Source organism: Rhizobium sp. 01T417 (assembly GCF_056398905.1).
In genome coordinates this window covers 199,670-219,602 of the sequence record NZ_JBFTQH010000004.1, presented here as the reverse complement: position 1 = coordinate 219,602, position 19,933 = coordinate 199,670, and the positions used below count along the sequence as shown (strand labels likewise).

The following is a 19,933-nucleotide window of genomic DNA, read 5'->3' as shown; positions in this document are numbered from 1 at the left end:
GCTCCAATGCTCTGCTTACGAGGCGAGCGGCTTGCCGTCAGCGCCATAGGCTTGCCAGAAGTGCTGCAGGTTGAACCGTTCAATGGCGCTTTTGAGGTAGCGAGGCTCGAACCAGCCCTCAAGATCGACATCACGGCGGATGAGACCGAATTCCTTGCTCTTCGCCGCCTGCTCCTTGTATTGCGACACAAGCAGGTCATCGATCAGCGGCGAGTTGCGGTAGGCGAGCGTGTCACCCTTGAAGTATTCCTCCAGAATTGGAACTGGCGTTCCCGACTTGTGCCACAGCTCGAGAAGTGCGGTGCGGTTCGGCTCGTCCGACGACCATTGCGCCGCCTTGACGAAAGCATCGACGACCCGCTGGGTTATGTCAGGATGGGCATCGATGAACGCCTGGCGGCCGATGACGCCGGCATTGCGGCCGAAGCGCGGATCGTCCCCCTTGGTGGTGTAGATGATATCGGCTGCACCCTTGGTGGCGAGATTGATCAGCTGCGTATCGCCGAATGCGGCGTCGATGTCCTTGCTGGTCAACGCGGCAACCGTGCCTGCGCTGTCGAGATTTACGACCTGAACGTCGCGCTCCGTCAACCCATTGGCCTCCAGCACCTTGATGGCAGCCAGATGACCGTTCGTGCCGCGCTGGAGGGCTATCTTGCGGCCCTTCAGATCCGCGATAGATTTAATGCCGCTATCTTTGGCGACGGCGAGATAGAGCGGCTTTCTCGCTCCGCTTGCCAGGAGATACTTGGTCTTCAGCCCGTTGGCACGGCCGATCAACGAGGGAAGATCACCCTGGTAGGCGAAGTCGAGCTGATCATTCGCAAAGCCTTCGTTGACGGCAGGGCCTGCGCCCTTGAAGAAGGTCCATTCAATCTTGATGTCCGGATCCTTGGCAAATTCCTTCTCCAGAAATTCGCCCGCCCGGGCGGTCGCGGCAGATGTGCCTTCCGCGTAAGGACGATTGTCGACGCCAATCGCGGCATAGCCGACATGAATGACCAGCGGTTCCTCGGCGCGGACCGTGGCCGGGGCGGTCGCGAGCATCAATGCGAGGCCGGCGATCACGCGTGACAGCAATGCGTGTTTCATAGTTTCTCTCCTTTTTTTGAAGCTTATCTGGCGAGTGCGACTGCACGTTCGGCGTGGCTGCCGTCATCGGCTGATTTCAACCCCTTGGGCTGGGTGCTTTCGCCCGTCGCATGAAGGCTCTTCAGGACGCGGTCGCGCAGGTTGGCAATATCGCTGGATGTACGCCGGCGTGGGCGAGCCAGCTTGACCGGTACCACCTCGCGGATGCGGCCCGGACGCGGCGACATGACGACGACGCGATCCCCGAGATAGACCGCCTCTTCCACGTCATGCGTCACCAAAACCATCGTGATGTTTTCCTTCGCCCAGATCTCCTGCAGCTCGTCCTGCAGGCGTGCCTTGGTGATGGCGTCGAGTGCCCCGAAAGGCTCGTCGAGCAGAAGGACGTTCGGCCGGCTGACAAGGCCACGGGCAATGCCGGCACGCTGCGCCATTCCCCCGGACAATTGATGCGGGTAGACATTGGCAAAACGGGAAAGCCCGACAAGCTCCAGATGTTCGCGCACAAGCTCTGTCTTTCGCGCCTTGGTCAGCTTGCTGTTCAGCAGGCCAAGAGAGACGTTTTTCTCGACCGTCAACCAGGGGAAGAGGCGCGGTTCCTGGAAGACGATGCCCCGATGAAGGCTGGGTTCGACGACTAGCTCGTCCGCATGGCGGATGGTGCCGGATGTCGCGAGATCCAGGCCCGCGAAGAGACGCAACAGCGTCGACTTTCCGCAGCCGCTGGCACCGACAACAGTGACAAACTCGCCCTTTGCAATATCCAGATTGATGTCGTCGAGCGCGATCAAGGGCTCCCCGTCGATCTGGAACTGCCGGGTTATGTGCTCGGCTGTGAGATGGTGTCGGTTCATGTCGATCACCCCTACTCTGCCGCGGCCTGAACGCGCGCCGGGTGACGGGGTATGCTAAGGCCAAGATTTTCGCGCAACGTCCTGCCCTGATATTCGGTGCGGAACAATCCACGGCGGCGTAGTTCCGGCAACACGAGCTCCACGAAGTCCCTTAGTCCGACGGGCAGATGCGGCGGCATAACATTGAAGCCGTCTGCCGCTCCGGTCGTGAACCAGTGCTCCATCTCATCAGCGATCCGGCCCGGCGTGCCGACGACCTGCCAATGGCCACGCGCGCCTGCGATCCTCAGATAGAGCTCGCGGATCGTCAGGTTTTCGCGCCTGGCAAGATCAAGAAGCAACTTTTGCCGGCTCTTGCTTGCGTTCGTTTCCGGGAGGTCCGGGATGGGGCCGTCCAGAGGATATTTCGAGAGATCAACGCCGCCGGTCATGCCGTTCAACATCGACAGGCCGACCACCGGATGTATGAGATCCTGGATTTCCTGGAATTTCGCCTCAGCCTCTGCCTGCGTCCGGCCGACGACCGGGAAGATCCCCGGCATGACCTTCAACTCTTCCGGCCCGCGTCCGTACCTGGCAAGTCGGCTTTTGAGATCCCTATAGAAGCCGCGAGCATCCTCGATTGTCTGATGCGCGGTGAAGACAACCTCAGCGGTACGCGCGGCAAGCTCCTTGCCCGGTTCCGACGAGCCTGCCTGTACGAGCACCGGCTGACCCTGAGGCGCGCGGGCTACGTTCAGTGGCCCGCGAACCTTGAAGAATTTGCCCTTGTGATTGAGGATATGCTGCTTGTCCGGATCGAAGTAGATGCCGCTTTCCTTGTCGCGCAGGAATGCGTCTTCCTCCCAGGTGTCCCACAGTCCGCGCACGACATCGGCAAACTCTTCGGCCCGCTCGTATCGCTCCGCATGTGCATAATGCTCATCACGACCAAAATTATGCGCTTCGTGCTCGCTGGACGAAGTGACCAGGTTCCAGCCCGCTCGGCCGCCGCTGATGTGATCGAGCGAGGCGAATTTCCGCGCGATATGGTAGGGCTCGTTGTATGAGGTGGAAGCTGTGGCGACGAATCCGATGTGCTTGGTCACCGCCGCCAGAGCCGAGAGCAAGGTAATCGGCTCGAACTGCGCCACATAGCGGACAGCTGTCCTGCTCAATGCCTCTATGTCCGTCCCGCGCGTTCCAACGCCGTCAGCCATGAAAATGAGATCGAACTTCGCCGCTTCAGCCAGCTGCGCAAGCTCGATATAGTGAGCAATATTGGAACCGGCGTCCGCCTGCGCTTCCGGATGCCGCCACGCGGCCACGTGATGGCCCGTCGGATAGAGGAAGGCGCCAAGTTTGAGCTGTGGTCGCGCGGCACTCATGTGTGTCTCCTTGGTGAGGGAGACGATAGGCTAGCAGCAACAATTAATATCTATAGAAATAGTATTCTATTTCCTGTGGCGATGCGAGATTTTTGCCGCGTGCAATGGAGCCTTTTGAATGACGACGTACTGCCGTGGCGCCGGTCAGAAAGATATTTCGTCGATAGCGCCGCTGGCGAAATTGTCGCCTAAGAAAAGAACTTCTCTGCGTAAAATCAATCAGATATTTCTGGACCGAAAAGCCAGCCAGCGGCGAGCGGACGCAGAAGTACCCGCGCCAGGGCCATTGCTGCGCTCTCGGCGGCTTCTCGGTGACGGACGGCCGCGAGGCCGGCCGCCGCTTCATTGACAGCCTTCAACTGCTCTATCCCGTCGCCAATATCGGTGACGCGCGCGCTTATTGGCAACAGGGAGCGGGGCTATTTCCGTGCTCGGCAGCTTCGTCCATGAACCATCAGCCATGTATAGGGGGTGGCGTCCCTGCCCCGGACAGATCCGGACCAGCATCCATTTTTGCACCTGAGGTGCAAAAGCTATGATGGAAGCCGGTCGGTTAGCGTGACGACTTCGCAGTATCTTCCGAAATGCGCATGTCCTTGCAGGGACCGGCCGAGCGGCGCTCGATAATGCGCGAGGCGATATTGACGCGGCGAGCGGGGTCGCCTGGTCGCCGCGGCGTCTCGATGCGCTCGAGCAGGAGGCGCAGGCCGACCGCCCCGCACTCCTGACCCTCCATTCGCACGGTGGTTAGCGGCGGCGAGATCTGTGTTGCCGGGGAAAAGTCGCCGAACCCGACGACAGAGACGTCGTCGGGAATGCGATAACCCTGACCGAGCAATTCGGAGACAACGGTCAGGGCAAGACCGTCATGGGCACAGAAAAACGCGGTCGGCCGCACACCGCTCTCCTTCAGCGCGCCAAAAGCATCGGCGAAGGCTCCCTGTTCGTCGAACTGCATCACATGAAGCGCGACGTCGGGATGACTTTCGGCGATCTCGCGAGCGCCGTAGAAGCGCTCACGGCGTCCCCTGTATCCCGGGGCACCGGACACGTAGGCAATCGAGCGATGGCCGAGATTGATCAGGTACTGGATGACCGCCTGGCCTGCCTCATGGTCCGTGCCAGTGATCTGATCGGCCTGCTCCAACGGGTCGATCCAGCCGAACCGGACGATCGGAATGCCGGTCGCCGTCGCAGCCGCAATCGCCTCGCGATCATGGGGGCCGACGAGAAGCAGCCCGGCGCAGGCACGGGCCAGATCTTCCAGCTGCCGAGCGCTATGCGTCCAGTGCACGCGCAAACCCATGCCGAGCCTTTGGGCTTCGCCCTGCATTCCATTCTGGACCTGCATGTAGAGCTCGCTGTTGACAGGATCGAGATCGTGAAAAACAACGGCGATATCGTTGGAACCCGACTGGGCCGCCGGTTTGGCATAGCCAAGACGTACGGCCATCTCGCGAATGCGCTCGCGCGTTTCCTCGCTGACGCCGCTCTTGCCCGCCAGTGAACGCGAGACCGCATATTTCGAGAGGCCTACCTCCCGCGCGATCGTCTGCAACGTCACTCGTCCCCTGCTCCCCACTCCGCACCTCTGCGTTGTCGTTCCATCTTCGCTTCGCCTACACTGCCTCATCTGAAAAAGCAAACTTCATCGATAACGAAACATAACGCTTTACCTAACAGTATCCAAGTGTAATCTTCCCGTCATCCAAGCCTGGGAGCAGAACAACAATAAAGGGGCGCGGATCTTTGGAGGAGATATCCATGATCAAGCTGAAACGTCGTGCGTTTCTGGCCGGGACCTCGGCCGTTCTGATTTTGCCTGCACTGCCGGCTCTTGCGACCGGCTACACGGAAGCGGACGTCCTCAAGGAAAAGGTTTCGAGCGGCGCGCTGCCACCGGTCGCGGATCGGCTGCCGGCAAACCCGCTCGTCGTCAAACCGGTAGAAAGTGTCGGAAAATACGGGGGCGACTGGAATATGGCACTGGTCGGCGGCGGATCGCTCTCCATGCTCTTCCGCTATCAGGCCTATGAGCCGCTGCTTCGTTATACGCCGGATTGGTCAGGCGTCGCCCTCAACGTCGCGGAAGCCTTCGATGGCGATGCCGAATCCAAGGTCTATACGATTCGCCTTCGCAAGGGCATGAAGTGGTCGGATGGCCAGCCCTATACTACGGCCGACGTCAAGTTCTGGTATGATACGGTCCTGACCGACAAGCGCGTCGCCGTTACCAGCCAGGGCCACTGGAAGACAGCCGGCAAGCCGGCCAAGCTTGAAGTGGTCGACGAACAGACCTTCAAGGTGATCTTCGAAAAACCTAACGGTATGTTTCCGCTCCAGGTGGCCTGGGCCAACAACGACCACACGACCCGCTGTCCGAAACATTATCTCGAACAGTTCCATATAGACTACAATCCGAAGGCCGACGAACTGGCCAAGCAACGCGGCTTCGAAAGCTGGATCGCAGCCTTCCAGGCGGCGTCCGGGTTTCAGGATGATAACGCATTCTTCCTCAATTCCTCGAAGAAGCCCTGCCTCAACGCCTGGATGTTCACAACCGCGCCCGGCGAAAATACCGAACGCGTCATTGCCGAACGCAACCCCTTCTATTGGAAGGTCGATACCGCGGGCAATCAACTGCCCTATATGGACAGGATCGTCTACCAGATGGTGGCGGATCCGCAGGTATTGCTTCTGAAGGCCATGCAGGGCGAGATTGACCTGATGGACCAGTATATCGCGACGCCGAATAATAAATCGGTGCTTTACGATGCCCGTGAGCAGGGCGGCTACGACTTCTACACGCTGACCTCGACAGAGGCCAACGTGATGAACTTCATCTTCAACCTGAACCATAACGACGCGACCAAACGGAAGCTCTTCCGGAACAAGGATTTCCGCGCGGCTCTTTCGACGGCGCTTGATCGCCAGACGCTGATCGATGCCGTCCTCGTCGGCCAGGGCGCGCCGGCCCAGCCCTCGATCAAGCAGGGAGATCCGCTCTATAACGAGCAGCTCGCCACGCAGTTCACCTCGTATGATGTCGACAAGGCGAATGCCATGCTCGACCAGATCATACCGAAGCGCGATGACCAGAACTTCAGGTTGGACGACCAGGGCCGGCGCCTGACGATCATCTTCGAGATCGACCAGGCTCGTGCGATCTTCCTCGATCTCTTCCAGTTGGTCATCCCGATGTTCCAGGCAGTCGGTATTGATGCGCAGATGCGCACGATGGACCGTTCGCTTTGGGAAACACGCGTCCGCCAGGGCCGCGATTTCGATGCCACGGCCCACCAATTCGGCGCCAATGGCGGTGTCGCCGCAATGCTCGACCCGCGCTACTATGTGCCGACGGATTCAAACGCGATGTATGCCCCGGCCTGGCAGCTCTGGTATCTCGACCGAAACAATGAAAATGCGGAAGAACCGCCGGAAGAGACCAGGAAGCTGCTCGAGCTTTACGACAAGCTGAAGGCGACCGCCGACCCCGCAGGTCAGCAGGAAGTCATGAAGAAGATCCTGCAGGGCGCTGCCGACAACTTCTACGTCTTCGGTGTTTCGCAGCCCCCGGACGGCTACGGCATCGTCAAGAACAACATGAAGAATATCACGCGGACCATGCCGAATTCCTTCGGTTGGCCCACACCCGCTCCCACCATGCCGGAGCAATTCTACAAGGCCTGACGGTCTTTCAGGATCAGACATGTATCCGACGCCGGCCGACCTGGGCCGGCGGCAGATCCCTCGTTGCCTTTTTGCCAAACGATTGGATGAACCGATGCTCGATGCGAGAAGACAAAACACCGGAACGCTCCGGACACCGGACTGGTTCAAGGACGCGACCCGCTGGACCCAGCTGACCTTCGTCGAGGACGACCCGGAGAAGTACGACCCCGCCTTCTGGGTCGACGTCTTCAAGCGCACGAGATCCAATGCAGTCTGCCTTAGCGCCGGCGGCTACATCGCCTACTATCCGAGCGAAGTGCCCTATCACTATGTCAGCAAATATCTCGGCGACAAGGATATCTTCGGCGCGCTCGTCGATGCGGCCCGCAAGCTCGACATGCATGTCATGGCTCGTGTCGACCCACACGCAATCCATGACGATGCCGCCAGGGCCCATCCGGAATGGGTGATGATCAACGCCGACGGGACGCCGCGCCGCCATTGGGCCTATCCCGATGTCTGGGTGACCAATGCCTATGGCGACTACAATACCGTCTTCATGCCCGAGGTCGTCAAGGAGATCGTCCGCAAATACGATATTGACGCGGTCTTTGCCAATCGCTGGCAGGGGCATGGCGTCGACTATAGCGAAGACAGTGCCCGCCGCTTCAAGGACATGTTCGGCCATGACCTGCCAAAAAAACCGGATGCGGAAGATCCGGCTTGGCAGGCCTGGGTACAGTGGCGCCGCCGGGTCCTCACCGACATGATCGCCCAATGGGACGATGCGGTAAAGGCGATCCGCCCGCATGCGAGCTTCATTCCGAACATGGGCGGTGCCTCGCTGATGGAATTCGACCTGTCGGTCATTGCCCGCCATTGCCCCTTCCTCGTTGTTGACCACCAGGGCCGCAAGGGCCTGGAGCTCGGCTGGTCGGCCGGACGCAACGGCAAGCGCATCCGCGCCACCTTTCCGGATCGCCCTGTCGTCCTCATCACCTCGATCGGTCCGGAGGAGGAATATCGCTGGAAGGATGCGGTCACGTCCGGCGAGGAGATGCAGCTCTGGATCAATGACGGCACAGCGCATGGCCTCTATGCCTGGTTCACCAAGTTCAACGGGGTGGTCCCGGACGAGCGCTGGGTCGAGCCTGTCGCCGACGCCTTCGCCCTGCAGGCGGCAGTCGAGCCGGTGCTCGAAAGCATGAAGCCCGCCGCCGAAATCGCCGTCATCGACCCCTCCACGACGTTGCGCCACTGGGCACCGGAGGAGCGGCCCAACGCCGAAAAGCACGATCTCGGCTTCTACCACGCCCTGGTCGAGGCCCGCCTGCCCTTCGAGCTTCTCTCGGACCAGGTTCTGACGAAGGAAAATCTCGACCGCTTCAAGCTCATTATCCTCGCCAACGCCGCCTGCCTGTCGGACGAGCAGAACGCTGCGGTCCGCGCCTATGCCGAACGCGGCGGCAGCGTGATCGCTTCCTACGAGACCTCGCTGCGCGACGAAACCGGCAGGCAGCGCCAGGAATTCGGTCTCTCCGAGTTGTTCGGCGTCAAATTCGTCTCCGGACCGCGTGGCATCGTCAAGAACACTTACGTGGCGCTCTCCGGTGATCATCCGATCAACGAAGGCTACGAAGGCGCCGAACGCATCATGGGCGGTACACGGCTTCTCCACGTCGAGGCCACGAACGGCTCCAAGACCCCGTTCCTCTACGTGCCCGACTTCCCGGATCTGCCGATGGAAGAAGTCTATCCGCGCAAGGCGCCGGAGGGTGCCGCGGTCATTGCGCGCGAGACAGGCATGGGTGGCCGCGCTGTCTATATTCCCTGGAACATCGGCGAAATCTTCTGGGAGGTCTTTGCCGTTGACCATGCCCGGCTGATCGCCAATGCCGTCCACTGGGCACTCGGCAAGACGCCGCGCGTCACTGTCATGGGTCCTGGTGTCGTTGATCTGGCCCTTCGTGAAAATTCCGACGGCATCGCGCTTAGCCTCTTCAACCTCACCAATCCGATGATGATGAAGGGACCGATCCGCGAAAATTACCCTCTGGCGGCGCAGACCGTTTCGGTGGAAATTCCTGCCGGCAAGTCCGTGGCGCGCGCCTGGCTTGTCGTTGCCGACCGTGCCGCAAACGTCAGCGTCAAGGATGGCCGTGCACAGGTGGAGGTGCCGGGGATCGAGCGGCTGGAGGTGCTGCACCTCACCTGGAAATGAGGTGTAGCGCGCAGAGGAGCGCTTTCGGCCGCTGCCGGCCGGGAGCGGATGAATTTCCGACGAAGGCGCAAGGGCGCTCTCAACGGGAGGAGAGACATTCCGATGCTTGGCTATATCTTCAGGCGCGTGCTCTACATGATACCGACCCTGTTCGGCATGTCGCTGATCTCGTTTCTGATCATCCAGCTACCGCCGGGTGACTATCTCACCTCGATGATCGCGACGATGAGTGACAGCGGCCAGGCTGTCGATCCGGCGCAAATCGAACGGTTGAAACAGATCTACGGCTTCGACGACCCCTTCTACGTCCAGTACCTGAAATGGATGTGGGGAATTGTCAGCCGCGGCGACTTCGGCTGGTCCTTTGAATGGAACCAGCCCGTCTCGGGCCTGATCTGGGCGCGCATGGGCTCAACGCTGGTCATCTCGCTGCTGAGCCTCCTCTTCGTCTGGATCGTATCACTGCCGATCGGAATCTATTCTGCCGTGCGCCGCCATTCCATCGGTGATCACGTCTTCACTTTTTTCGGCTTCATCGGCCTTGCCGTGCCAAACTTCATCCTCGCGCTGACGCTGATGTATATTGCCTACAAGTATCTTGGCCTGAGTGTTGGCGGGCTGGTCTCGCCCGAATATGCAGAAGCACCCTGGAACCTCGCCAAGATCGGCGATTTTCTCACCCATCTCTGGATTCCGATCATCATCATCGGCGCATCCGGAACGGCGGCGATGATTCGCATCCTGCGCGCCAATCTGACGGACGAACTGCACAAGCCTTACGTCATTACCGCCCGCGCCAAGGGCCTGCCGGAATACAAGGTCATCCTCAAATATCCCGTTCGCATCGCGCTCAACCCCTTCGTGTCGGCGATCGGTTGGGTGCTGCCGCATCTTGTCTCGGGCGTGACGATCACGGCTATCGTTCTCAACCTGCCGACCTCCGGCCCCCTGCTTTTCCGGGCGCTGGTCGCACAGGACATGTACCTCGCCGGCAGCTTCATTCTGCTGCTCTCCGCGCTGACCCTCGTCGGCATGCTCTTGTCGGATCTGCTGCTTGCGCTGCTCGATCCGCGCATCCGGTTCGATTGAGGAGAGGCCGATGAGCACGCACGAAACATTCGGAACCCATACCGGCCCTCTTCATATCGTTGCCGATGGTCCGTCGATCAGCCCACTGAAGCAGGGCAAGACGGTCTCGACCGCCGCAGTCGGTCCCTGGCGGTTGATCGCCGGCAAGCTGCTCCGCCAGAAGGTGGCGATGGTCGCCGGCGTTATCATTCTCCTGCTTTATCTCGTCGGCCTCTTCGCCGAATTCCTGGCCCCCGGGCTGCCTTCGACCTCCAGGCCGCAATTTACCTATGCGCCGCCGCAGGGCTTGAGTTTCTTCATGACCAGGCCCGACGGCAGCTCCGAGTTCAACTTTCATGTGAAGGGCTACAAGGTCGAGATCGACAAGGTGGCGCTCAGGCGCACCTTCGTCGTCGACGATACCAAGGTCGTGCCGATCGGCTTCTTCGTCAAAGGCCCGGCCTACAAGCTCTGGGGTCTCATCCCGATGAGCAGACGCCTGATCGGCCCGATCAACCCGAACGATCCAATGTATCTCCTCGGCGCCGACCGGCTCGGCCGCGACGTGCTCTCGCGGCTGATCTACGGCACCCGCGTCTCCATGTCCATCGGGCTTGTCGGCGTTGCCATGTCGCTGATCCTGGGTGTCGTACTTGGCTCGATCTCCGGCTTTTTCGGTGGCTGGGTCGATACACTGATCCAGCGTGTCATCGAGGTGGTAAGTGCCATGCCGACCATTCCGCTCTGGCTTGGGCTCGCGGCGGCGATCCCGCTGACATGGTCGCCGGTCAGTGTCTATTTCGTCATCACGATCATCGTCTCGCTGCTCGGCTGGACAAGCCTTGCCCGCGAAGTGCGCGGGCGTTTCCTGGCCCTGCGCAGCGAGGATTTCGTGACTGCGGCAAGGCTCGACGGATCAAGTGAAGCGCGGCTGATCTTCCGCCATATCCTGCCGTCGCTGACGAGCCATATCCTCGCCGTCGTGACGCTCGCCGTGCCGACGATGATCGTCGCGGAAACGTCTCTCTCCTTCCTTGGCATCGGTCTGAAGCCGCCTGTGGTTAGCTGGGGCGTGCTGCTGCAGGACGCTCAAAACATCCGCACGGTCGCCACCGCACCCTGGCTGTTGATCTGGCCGTCGCTGGCAGTGGTCGTCGCGGTGCTCTCGTTCAACTTCTTTGGCGACGGCCTGCGCGACGCCGCCGACCCCTATGACAATTGAGGAGGAAGCTATGACCGACCTTCCCGATGACGTTGTCCTGTCCGTCGAAAATCTCTCGATCGATTTTCGGCTGCGCACCCATATCCTGCACGCCGTCGAGAATGTGAGCTTCCAGCTCAAGCGGGGCCAGACACTTTGCCTCGTTGGTGAAAGCGGCTCCGGCAAGAGTGTCACCGCGCGCTCGCTGCTGCAGATCGTCGACAGCCCCGGACGCGTCGTCGGTGGCCGGATCCTGCTTCGCAATGGCAGCGCCATCACCGATATCGCGACGCTTTCACCTGCCAGCAGCGCCATGCGGGCAATTCGCGGCCGACGCATCGGCCTGATCTTCCAGGAGCCGATGAGTTCCCTGTCGCCGGTCCACACCATCGGCTCGCAGATCGTCGAAGCCGTACGCCTGCACAGCACCCTCGACAAGGCGGCGGCGCGAGCCCGTACAGTCGAACTGCTGCGCCAGGTCGAAATCCCGAATCCCGATAAGATGGTCGATCGCTATACGTTTGAATTCTCGGGCGGCATGCGCCAGCGCGCCATGATCGCCATGGCACTTGCCGGCAATCCCGATATCCTGATCGCCGACGAGCCTACGACGGCGCTCGACGTCACGACCCAGGCTGAAATCCTCGATCTCATCAAGCGCCTGCAGGTGGAGCGTGGCATGGCGATGCTGCTTATCACCCATGACATGGGCGTGGTCGCCGAAGTCGCCGACGAGGTTGCTGTCATGCGTTTCGGAAAGATCGTCGAGCGCGGCCCGGTCGACCCGATCTACCACGCGGCGGAACATCCCTATACGCGCCAGCTCCTCGCCTCGACAGTCAAGCTCACCCATCACGTCGAAGGGAGGTTGCCGGCAATCGCGCTGTCGGCTGAGGCGCCGAAGCCGGTCCTTTCGGTGCGCAATCTCGGCAAGACCTTCGGCTGGCAGGGCAGCGCCAACACGCTGCGTGCCGTTGACGACGTCAATTTCGATCTCTATCCGGGCGAAAATCTCGGCATTGTCGGCGAAAGCGGCTCCGGCAAGACAACGCTCGGCCGGCTCATCCTGCGCACTGTCGAACCGACCACCGGCAGCGTCATCTACCGCGGCAAGGGCGGAGAGGAGGTCGAGGTCACGAAGCTCGGCAAGAAGGAACTGCGCGGGTTCCATCGCGAGGTACGGTTGGTCTTCCAGGACCCCTTCGCCTCGCTCAACCCGCGCATGACGGTAAAGGAGGTGATCGGCGATCCCCTCGTCGTCAACGGGCTCGCCAAGGGCAAGGCGCTGGAACAACGGGTCGCCGAGCTCATGCGGCTTGTCGGTCTCGATCCATTGGGCATGGAGCGTTATCCGCACGCGTTCTCCGGCGGTCAGCGGCAGCGTATCGGCATTGCCCGCTCACTGGCGCTCGATCCGCGCATCATCATCGCCGACGAGGCTACATCGGCGCTCGATGTCTCCATCCGCAGCCAGATCCTCGATCTGCTGCTCGATATCCGCCAGCGCCTGAACCTCAGCTTCATCTTCATCTCGCACGACATTTCCGTGGTTCGCTACTTCTGCGACCGCGTCGCCGTCATGCATCGTGGCAGGATCGTCGAACTCGGTGAAGCCGAGCAGATTTGCACTGCTCCGCGGGAAGCCTACACCAAGAGCCTCATCTCCGCCGTTCCCAATCCCGATCCACGCGACAAGCGCATGTTGCACCGGCATCGTTTCATCGCGCCTGCCAATGCATAAGGACCTTCCAGTGCCGAAATTCTCCGCCAATCTCTCCTTTCTTTACCAGGAACTTCCCTTCCTCGACCGCTTTGCCGCCGCCGAAAAAGACGGCTTCTGCGCGCTCGAATATCTCGGTCCCTACGCCGAGCCGAAGGAGAAGGTCGCAGACGCCCTGAAGGCAAGCGGTCTGAAGCAGGCGCTCTTCAACGTGCCCTCCGGCGACTGGGTTGGCGGCGAGCGCGGCATTGCCTGCCTGCCTGATCGCATCGACGAATTCCGCAACGGTGTCACGCTCGCACTCGATTATGCCAAGGCCCTCGACTGCCCGCAGGTCAACGTCATCTCCGGTCTCGTGCCGAAGGGCGCCGATCGCCAAGTGCTGGAGAGGGTTCTGGTCGACAATCTGAAATACGCTGCCGCACGCGCCGCCGATGTCGGCGTGAAGCTGCTGATCGAGCCGATCAACCTGCGCGACATTCCCGACTTTTTCCTGTCGACGACGGAACATGCCGAACGGATCCTCGACAAGGTCGGCTCCGGAAATCTCTACATACAGTACGATTTCTACCACATGCAGATCATGCAGGGTGACCTGATCCCGACCTTCACGCGGCTGCGCGACAGGATCGCGCATGTCCAGATCGCCGACAATCCCGGCCGCAATGAACCGGGCAGCGGGGAGATCAACTACCGTTTCATCTTCTCTGAACTCGACCGCCTTGGCTACGACGGCTGGGTCGGCTGCGAGTACAAGCCGAAGGCTGGCACCAGCGAAGGCCTCGGCTGGATGAAACCCTATCTCGAGTCAGCCGAAGTGGAGATGATATGAATATCGGATTTATCGGACTTGGTGTCATGGGCCGCCCGATGGCGGAGCACCTGATCGATGCCGGCCATACGCTGCATCTGAGCCGAGTGAAGGAAAACTCCCAAAAGCTCGTCGCCAGGGGTGGCAAGTCCGCAGCCAGCGCAAAGGCGGTAGCGGAAGCCTCCGACATCGTCATCCTCATGCTGCCGGATACGCCCGATGTTGAGGCGGTGCTTTTCGGTCCGGACGGCGTGGCATCCGGCCTGACCGAGGGCAAACTTGTCATCGACATGAGCTCGATCTCGCCGGTGGCCACCAAGGCTTTTGCCCGTCGCATCGAGGCACTCGGCTGCGACTATCTCGACGCGCCCGTTTCCGGCGGCGAAGTCGGCGCCAAGGCCGCCTCCCTGACGATCATGGTCGGCGGTCAGCAGCATGTCTTCGAGCGCGCTCGACCGCTGTTCGAGAAGATGGGCAAGAATATCACATTGATCGGTGGTGTCGGCGATGGCCAGACGGCCAAGGTCGCCAACCAGATCATCGTCGGGCTGACAATCGAGGCGGTTGCTGAAGCCCTTCTCTTTGCCCGGTCCGCCGGTGCCGATCCGGCCAAGGTTCGCTCTGCGCTGATGGGCGGCTTTGCTTCCTCACGTATCCTCGAGGTACATGGCGAACGCATGGTCACGGAAGCCTTCGAGCCGGGGTTCCGCATCCGTCTGCACCGCAAGGACATGACACTGGCCGTCGACGCTGCCCGCGCCCTTGACCTCTCGCTGCCGAACACCGCTGCAACGCAGCAGCTGATGAACGCCGCGATTGCCAATGGCGACGGCGAGCGTGACCATTCCGCCCTCATCCGAACGCTGGATCTTCTTGCCGGAGGTCCGCGCTAAAGGAACCGCTCAATACTAACCCCGGACATCATCGTCGTTTGCCCTGACCGGAGCAGGTCTCCGGATGCCGAAGGCATGTCCGGATTTGATTGAAAAGGACAGGACAATGCTCAGAAACGATATCCAGTTCCCTTATGGCGCCGTCTATTTCCGCAAGTCCAACCCGCCCCCCGAAGATTGGGAGCGCGACTACACGACGGCCCGTGAAGACGGCCTCAATATCTTCCGCCACTGGTTCATGTGGAGCGCGATCGAAACCGCACCCGGCATCTACGACTGGGAGGAATACGATCGCCAGATGGACCTTGCCGCAAAGAACGGCATCAAGACGGTCATTGCCGAACTGATCCATGCCGTGCCCGACTGGGCGGTGCGCAAATATGCCGATGCGCTTCAGGTCAATGCCGACGGCACGAAACTCGGATCCTACATGGGCGTCTCGGCGGCCACCGGCGGCTTTTCCAACAATGGCGGCGGCGCCGGCGCCTTGACGCTCAACTGCCCGGAGGTGAAGGAAGCGGCCGGCAAATTCCTGACGGCGCTTGCCTCCCGCTACAAGGATCATCCAGCGATCTACGGCTACGATGTCTGGAACGAGTGCAACTACTCCGCCGATGTCGATTACAGTTCCTACGCCAAGGCTGCCTTCCGCATCTGGCTGGAGAAGAAATATGGCAGCCTGAAAGTGCTGGCGAAGGCGTGGAATCGCTACAGCTATGCCGATTGGGCGGATATTGAGCCGCCGGCTCATATGGCCCCCTACCCCGAATGTATCGACTGGCTGCAGTTCAAGCGCGACAATTTCTACGACCAGATGCAGTGGCGCATCGACACCATCCGCGCCGTCGATCAAAAGAACGTCATCGCCGCACACGGCATCTCCGGCTCGATCCCCAACATGGCGTCGAACGGCTGCGACGATTGGCTTGCTGCCTCCAAGGTCGAGGTCTACGGCTTCACCTGGATCCAGGCCCGCAAGGGCACTGAGCCCTGGAAGACCTGGTACGGTGTTGACATCAATCGGGCCGCGGCCCGCGGCAAGCCCTTCTGGCACGCCGAGCGTCAGGGCGGGTCGCTCTGGCTGCAGCCCCAGGTGATCGGCCGCGATAAGGAGGACGGCCGCGTCGCCGAGCCCGAGGATATCCGCATCTGGAGCATGACCTCGCTTGCCGGGGGCGCGCGCGGCGTGCTCAACCTGCGTTGGCGCCCGCTGCTCGACGGTCCGCTCTTCGGCGCCTTCGGCGCCTATGGCATGGATGGTTCGCGCACGTCCCGCTCGGAGATGCAAAGCGCCATGGCAAAATGGGCGAACGATCCGGCGCGAGCCGCTCTCTGGGAAGCCAAGCCTATACGCGGCGAGATCGGGATCCTCGTCGTGCGCGAGACCCAGGAATGGGATTATCTGCTGAATTACGACCGCAAGGAAAAACCCTATCCGGAGGCCATGTGGGGAGCCTATCGCGCCTTCCTCGACAGCGGACTCCAGCCGGACTGGGTACACATCGACGATATCGACGCCTATGATTTCCTCTATTTCCCCTACCCCATCATGTTCACCGCGAAACAGGCGGAGCAACTGAGAGCCTGGGTGGAAAAAGGCGGTACGCTGATCGCCGAGGCGTGTCCTGGTTATTTTGGCGATCGCGGTCGTGTGGGCACCGTGCAACCGAACCTTGGCCTCGACCCGGTCTTTGGTGCGCATGAGGAAACAGTCGAGTTCATGCCCGATATCGGTGACCGCATCCATTTCGACATGGACGGCCTTCCGGTTGACGGCGGCGGCCTTCTGCAATCCTACTGCCTGACCGGCGGGACCGGCCGCGGCCATTTCACGGACGGCCGCCTTGCCATCGTCGAGAACAGATACGGCAAGGGCCGTACGCTTCTGATCGGTACCAATCCCTCGGTCGCCTATTACCGCACCGACGGAAAGAAGAACGGCGCATTCTTCGCCGCCCTGTTGACCTGGAGCGGCCGCGCGAAGCACGTGACACTCGATAACAGCAATCTTTTTGCCAGAGTACACAAGGGTGAGAAAGGCAGCTTCCTGTGGCTGGTCAATCCAACACGGACATCTCAGTCAACGAAAGTGAAGCTCGCCGAAGGTCTGGGCCAGCCCGACTTCGCCGGACCTGTCTGGCCGGTCGACCATATCCGTGGTGACGGCAATATCGAGGTGTCGGCTCGCGACGTGTTGATCCTCCCTCTCCGTCCGAAGTCCGTTTCGCAATGGTAGCCGGGTCATTGGCTCCCGCGGGTCGGCCAGCAGTTCGAGGAAGTCGCACGGTGGGCCTGTTGCTTATCGGCCCATGACGATCTTGCCCCCGCGTCTTTTCGCTGGTCGGAAGGACGCGCCGGTGGCCTATCGAACATCGGCGCGATCGCTGTCCTTCTCTACGACCTATAGTCTGGCGCCGTCACATCAAGTCTGCGCTTGACGCTTTCCAGGTGCAAGTGGGCGCTTTCTGGGTCGCCTTCCCGCATCTGCTTTGCAGTGGCAGCGGCAATTTCCGGCTTTACCGGGAGCAAGGGTCGTCCTGTGCTCATGGCCTTCACCTGAGCCTCCGCCGCCCGTTCCAGATAATAGAGATCGTCCCAGGCCTCCGCGATGTTAGGCGCGCAGACCATGACGCCATGGTTCTTCATAAAGAGAATATCCTTGTCACCAAGAACGGTCGCCAAACGATCGCCTTCCCGCTCATCGAGCGCAAGACCGTGATAGTCCGTGTCAACCGCGGTGCGTCCATAGAACTTCAACGCGGTCTGTCCGGCCCAGACAAGCGGCTCCCCTTCGATCATGCTGAGCGCCGTCGCATTCGGCATATGGGTGTGAAATGCCGCGCCAATGCGCGGCGCCATCTTGTGCAGGCGGGCATGAATAAAGAAGGCCGTCGCCTCCGGTTCACCATCGCCGGACAGCACATTGCCGTCGAAATCGCAAATCAGGAGACTGGAGGCCGTTGCCTCCTCGAAGGCCCAGCCGAGCCGGTTGACAAGAAAGAGGTCGGCATGTCCCGGCACGAGAGCGGAGAAATGATTGCATATCCCCTCTTCGAGGCCATGCCGTGCGGCTGCCCTCAGACAGGCGGCCAAATCCACGCGCGCCTGCCATACCTCCTGGGCGTCGAGGTCGGTGTTTCGCAGTATTGCCGGCGCCGACTGTCCGCGTTTGAGTTCATGGGCCATGACAAAATCTCCCTAAAAACAATTGGCCCTATTCCATCCAGCCTGCGGCGGAAAGCAAGTCGGGAAGCTCGTCAAGTCGGGCAATAATTTCGTCTGGCGCGTAGTCGGCAAGCGGCTTGCGGCCGGTTCCGCGGTCGACCCATACCGTTTTGAAGCCAAGCTCCCTCGCCGCAGCGAGATCGAGATGAGGGCTCGCACAAACATGAACCAGTTGGTGCTTTTCGACGCCAAGCTCTTGCCAGGCATATTGGAATATCTGTCTTGTCGGCTTGTAGGCTCCGGCCTGCTCCGCCGTGATCACCCGATCGACCCAACCGCCGAGTTGCGCAACGTTTCCGGCTATGATCGCATCGTCCGTATTGGAGATAATGGCAAGTTTGAACCCCGCCGCCTTCAGTCTGGCCAATGTCTCAACCACCTCTGGAAAAGGCGGCATGCGGCTGATGGATGAGGTGAGAAGATCCGCGTCGCCGGGCGATACCTCGAGGGAGAATTCCTTCATCGCCAGCGCAAGAGCGGTCGCGCTTACATCCTGGAACGAACGGTGTGGACGTTCCGCCTCGAGCCGATGCTCGTGCCGGTCGTACACGGCAATGAAGGCATCCCGGTCGATCGATTGCTTATTTCCCGCGAGGATCCTGTCCATTGCCGCAAGCAACCCTTCGTCCCACTGGATAAGGGTGCCATAGCAATCGAAGGTCAGCCATTTCGGGTGCGGTCCTGAAAGTGTCATCTCGGTCTCCTGATTGTTTCCAAGCAGGATTGACATCGGGCGCGATCATTTGGAAATTAAATGTCACCATATTCATTATTGGAAACTCAAATGAGCTTCGGTTTCGACCTCGACCTTCTGCGCACTTTTGCCGCCGTCGTCGAGACAGGCGGGTTTACACGGGCGGCAGAGCGCGTTCACCTCACGCAATCAACGATTAGCCAGCAGGTCAAGAAGCTCGAGACCAATCTTGGACGCACGCTTCTCATCCGCGACCGCGCCTCGGGCCGTGTGCGAACGACGGAGGAGGGTGAACTGCTGATGAGCTACGCCCGGCGGATACTGTCGATCTTGGCGGAGGCAGACGAAGCTCTGGGCCGCTCGGTCCCGGTTCCGAAGACCGTGCGGCTCGGCGTTCCGGAAGACTTTGCCGGGCGGCGGATGATTGACCTGCTCTCCGGCTTTGCGCGGACCACTTCACATACGAGGCTCGATACGATCGGCGGCTGGAGCTTCGAGTTGCGAAGGCTTCTTCAAGCGGGAGAGCTCGATCTAGCCCTTATCAAGCGCGAGCCGGGCGATGGCAGCTGTATTGCCAAGTGGGAGGAACCGCTAAGTTGGGTGGGTAGCCGGACCCTTTCCGGCGGGACCGATCCGATTCCGCTTGCGGTGTTTCCACCCGGGTGCATCTATCGCGAAAGGGCCATCCGGGCGATTGAGGAAAGCGGAAGACGTTGGCGTATCGCCTATTCGAGCCAAGGCCTGATGGGCGTTCAGGCGGCGGTTGCATCCGGCCTCGGCATCAGCTTGCTTCCAGTCGATGCAATACTGCCCGAGCATCAGCCGTTGAACGGTGCTGACGGTTTTGCGCAGGAACCCGCGTCCGAACTTGCGCTGATCGCGGCCACAAGGAAGCTGGAACCGGCGGTCAAGGAGACGGCCGATTTTCTGATAGCGAACCTGACCGCGCTGAGGCGAAGCGCCAAAACGCCGATCGCCCGCGTGAACTGATTTCGGTCCTGATTGCTGTGAGCACACACAAGGCCGTTTCGCTCTGACCAAAATCTGGCCCCACCGTCGGGCAAGACGAAACCCTATAAGACCTGGCGATACCGGCAAACACGGGATCGAACACC

The 19,933-nt window shown here is 60.7% G+C and carries 15 protein-coding genes; 9 read left to right on the top strand and 6 right to left on the bottom strand.

Going from position 1 to position 19,933, the window contains the following annotated elements; all coding sequences use genetic code 11:
- Window positions 1-15 precede the first annotated feature (15 nt).
- The 4 genes from AC1DPR_RS06570 to AC1DPR_RS06555 form a co-directional block, all read right to left on the bottom strand.
- Entirely contained in the window at window positions 16-1,092 is a 1,077-nt protein-coding gene (locus AC1DPR_RS06570; RefSeq protein ID WP_113580906.1) for an ABC transporter substrate-binding protein, read from the bottom strand.
- 23 nt (window positions 1,093-1,115) lie between these two features.
- Window positions 1,116-1,946 (bottom strand): ABC transporter ATP-binding protein, encoded by an 831-nt coding sequence (locus AC1DPR_RS06565; RefSeq protein WP_477815963.1) that lies wholly within the window; start codon window positions 1,944-1,946, stop codon window positions 1,116-1,118.
- An 11-nt stretch (window positions 1,947-1,957) separates the two neighbouring features.
- The gene (locus AC1DPR_RS06560) at window positions 1,958-3,313 is read right to left on the bottom strand and encodes an LLM class flavin-dependent oxidoreductase (RefSeq protein ID WP_477815962.1); all 1,356 of its coding nucleotides are present in this window, start codon (window positions 3,311-3,313) and stop codon (window positions 1,958-1,960) included.
- A 553-nt stretch (window positions 3,314-3,866) separates the two neighbouring features.
- Window positions 3,867-4,895, bottom strand: coding sequence for a LacI family DNA-binding transcriptional regulator (locus tag AC1DPR_RS06555; protein ID WP_477815961.1), 1,029 nt, complete (start codon window positions 4,893-4,895; stop codon window positions 3,867-3,869).
- A gap of 182 nt (window positions 4,896-5,077) precedes the next feature.
- Here AC1DPR_RS06555 and AC1DPR_RS06550 point away from each other — a divergent pair, with 182 nt between their 5' ends.
- From AC1DPR_RS06550 to AC1DPR_RS06515, 8 genes are all read left to right on the top strand, one after another.
- Window positions 5,078-7,003, top strand: a complete 1,926-nt coding sequence (locus AC1DPR_RS06550) for an ABC transporter substrate-binding protein (RefSeq protein ID WP_477815960.1) — start codon at window positions 5,078-5,080, stop codon at window positions 7,001-7,003.
- A 94-nt stretch (window positions 7,004-7,097) separates the two neighbouring features.
- A complete protein-coding gene (locus tag AC1DPR_RS06545; RefSeq protein ID WP_477815959.1) occupies window positions 7,098-9,206 on the top strand; it encodes a family 10 glycosylhydrolase in 2,109 nt (702 codons plus the stop codon).
- Window positions 9,207-9,308: 102 nt separating this feature from the next.
- Entirely contained in the window at window positions 9,309-10,295 is a 987-nt protein-coding gene (locus AC1DPR_RS06540; RefSeq protein ID WP_018855635.1) for an ABC transporter permease, read from the top strand.
- 10 nt (window positions 10,296-10,305) lie between these two features.
- Window positions 10,306-11,496, top strand: a complete 1,191-nt coding sequence (locus tag AC1DPR_RS06535; protein WP_477815958.1) for an ABC transporter permease — start codon at window positions 10,306-10,308, stop codon at window positions 11,494-11,496.
- A 10-nt stretch (window positions 11,497-11,506) separates the two neighbouring features.
- Entirely contained in the window at window positions 11,507-13,216 is a 1,710-nt protein-coding gene (locus AC1DPR_RS06530; RefSeq protein ID WP_477815957.1) for an ABC transporter ATP-binding protein, read from the top strand.
- A 10-nt stretch (window positions 13,217-13,226) separates the two neighbouring features.
- Window positions 13,227-14,027: a 2-oxo-tetronate isomerase gene (gene otnI / locus AC1DPR_RS06525; RefSeq protein ID WP_477815956.1), complete on the top strand. Its 801-nt coding sequence runs from the start codon at window positions 13,227-13,229 to the stop codon at window positions 14,025-14,027.
- Complete coding sequence (locus AC1DPR_RS06520) at window positions 14,024-14,899, top strand: 2-hydroxy-3-oxopropionate reductase (protein WP_062371621.1); 876 nt, start codon at window positions 14,024-14,026, stop codon at window positions 14,897-14,899. Before otnI ends, AC1DPR_RS06520 begins: the two co-directional genes overlap by 4 nt.
- A gap of 106 nt (window positions 14,900-15,005) precedes the next feature.
- Window positions 15,006-17,135, top strand: coding sequence for a beta-galactosidase (locus tag AC1DPR_RS06515; protein WP_477815955.1), 2,130 nt, complete (start codon window positions 15,006-15,008; stop codon window positions 17,133-17,135).
- Window positions 17,136-17,293: 158 nt separating this feature from the next.
- On the opposite strand, the gene AC1DPR_RS06510 is transcribed toward AC1DPR_RS06515, so the two are convergent.
- Both AC1DPR_RS06510 and AC1DPR_RS06505 read right to left on the bottom strand, forming a co-directional pair.
- Window positions 17,294-18,085 carry an aldolase gene (locus tag AC1DPR_RS06510; RefSeq protein WP_477815954.1) on the bottom strand — a complete coding sequence of 264 codons (792 nt, stop codon included), beginning with the start codon at window positions 18,083-18,085 and terminating at the stop codon, window positions 17,294-17,296.
- A gap of 28 nt (window positions 18,086-18,113) precedes the next feature.
- Entirely contained in the window at window positions 18,114-18,818 is a 705-nt protein-coding gene (locus tag AC1DPR_RS06505; RefSeq protein WP_477815953.1) for a haloacid dehalogenase type II, read from the bottom strand.
- Between the two features lie 90 nt (window positions 18,819-18,908).
- On the opposite strand from AC1DPR_RS06505, the gene AC1DPR_RS06500 reads away from it, so the two are divergent.
- Window positions 18,909-19,808, top strand: coding sequence for a LysR family transcriptional regulator (locus AC1DPR_RS06500; RefSeq protein WP_477815952.1), 900 nt, complete (start codon window positions 18,909-18,911; stop codon window positions 19,806-19,808).
- Window positions 19,809-19,933 lie beyond the last annotated feature (125 nt).

Bases quoted from the DNA above. Each gene is read 5' to 3' on its own strand.
- AC1DPR_RS06570 (WP_113580906.1), bottom strand. From the start codon at position 1,092: ATGAAACACGCATTGCTGTCACGCGTGATCGCCGGCCTCGCATTGATG.
- AC1DPR_RS06565 (WP_477815963.1), bottom strand. From the start codon at position 1,946: ATGAACCGACACCATCTCACAGCCGAGCACATAACCCGGCAGTTCCAG.
- AC1DPR_RS06560 (WP_477815962.1), bottom strand. From the start codon at position 3,313: ATGAGTGCCGCGCGACCACAGCTCAAACTTGGCGCCTTCCTCTATCCG.
- AC1DPR_RS06550 (WP_477815960.1), top strand. From the start codon at position 5,078: ATGATCAAGCTGAAACGTCGTGCGTTTCTGGCCGGGACCTCGGCCGTT.
- AC1DPR_RS06545 (WP_477815959.1), top strand. From the start codon at position 7,098: ATGCTCGATGCGAGAAGACAAAACACCGGAACGCTCCGGACACCGGAC.
- AC1DPR_RS06540 (WP_018855635.1), top strand. From the start codon at position 9,309: ATGCTTGGCTATATCTTCAGGCGCGTGCTCTACATGATACCGACCCTG.
- AC1DPR_RS06535 (WP_477815958.1), top strand. From the start codon at position 10,306: ATGAGCACGCACGAAACATTCGGAACCCATACCGGCCCTCTTCATATC.
- AC1DPR_RS06530 (WP_477815957.1), top strand. From the start codon at position 11,507: ATGACCGACCTTCCCGATGACGTTGTCCTGTCCGTCGAAAATCTCTCG.
- AC1DPR_RS06520 (WP_062371621.1), top strand. From the start codon at position 14,024: ATGAATATCGGATTTATCGGACTTGGTGTCATGGGCCGCCCGATGGCG.
- AC1DPR_RS06515 (WP_477815955.1), top strand. From the start codon at position 15,006: ATGCTCAGAAACGATATCCAGTTCCCTTATGGCGCCGTCTATTTCCGC.
- AC1DPR_RS06510 (WP_477815954.1), bottom strand. From the start codon at position 18,085: ATGGCCCATGAACTCAAACGCGGACAGTCGGCGCCGGCAATACTGCGA.
- AC1DPR_RS06505 (WP_477815953.1), bottom strand. From the start codon at position 18,818: ATGACACTTTCAGGACCGCACCCGAAATGGCTGACCTTCGATTGCTAT.
- AC1DPR_RS06500 (WP_477815952.1), top strand. From the start codon at position 18,909: ATGAGCTTCGGTTTCGACCTCGACCTTCTGCGCACTTTTGCCGCCGTC.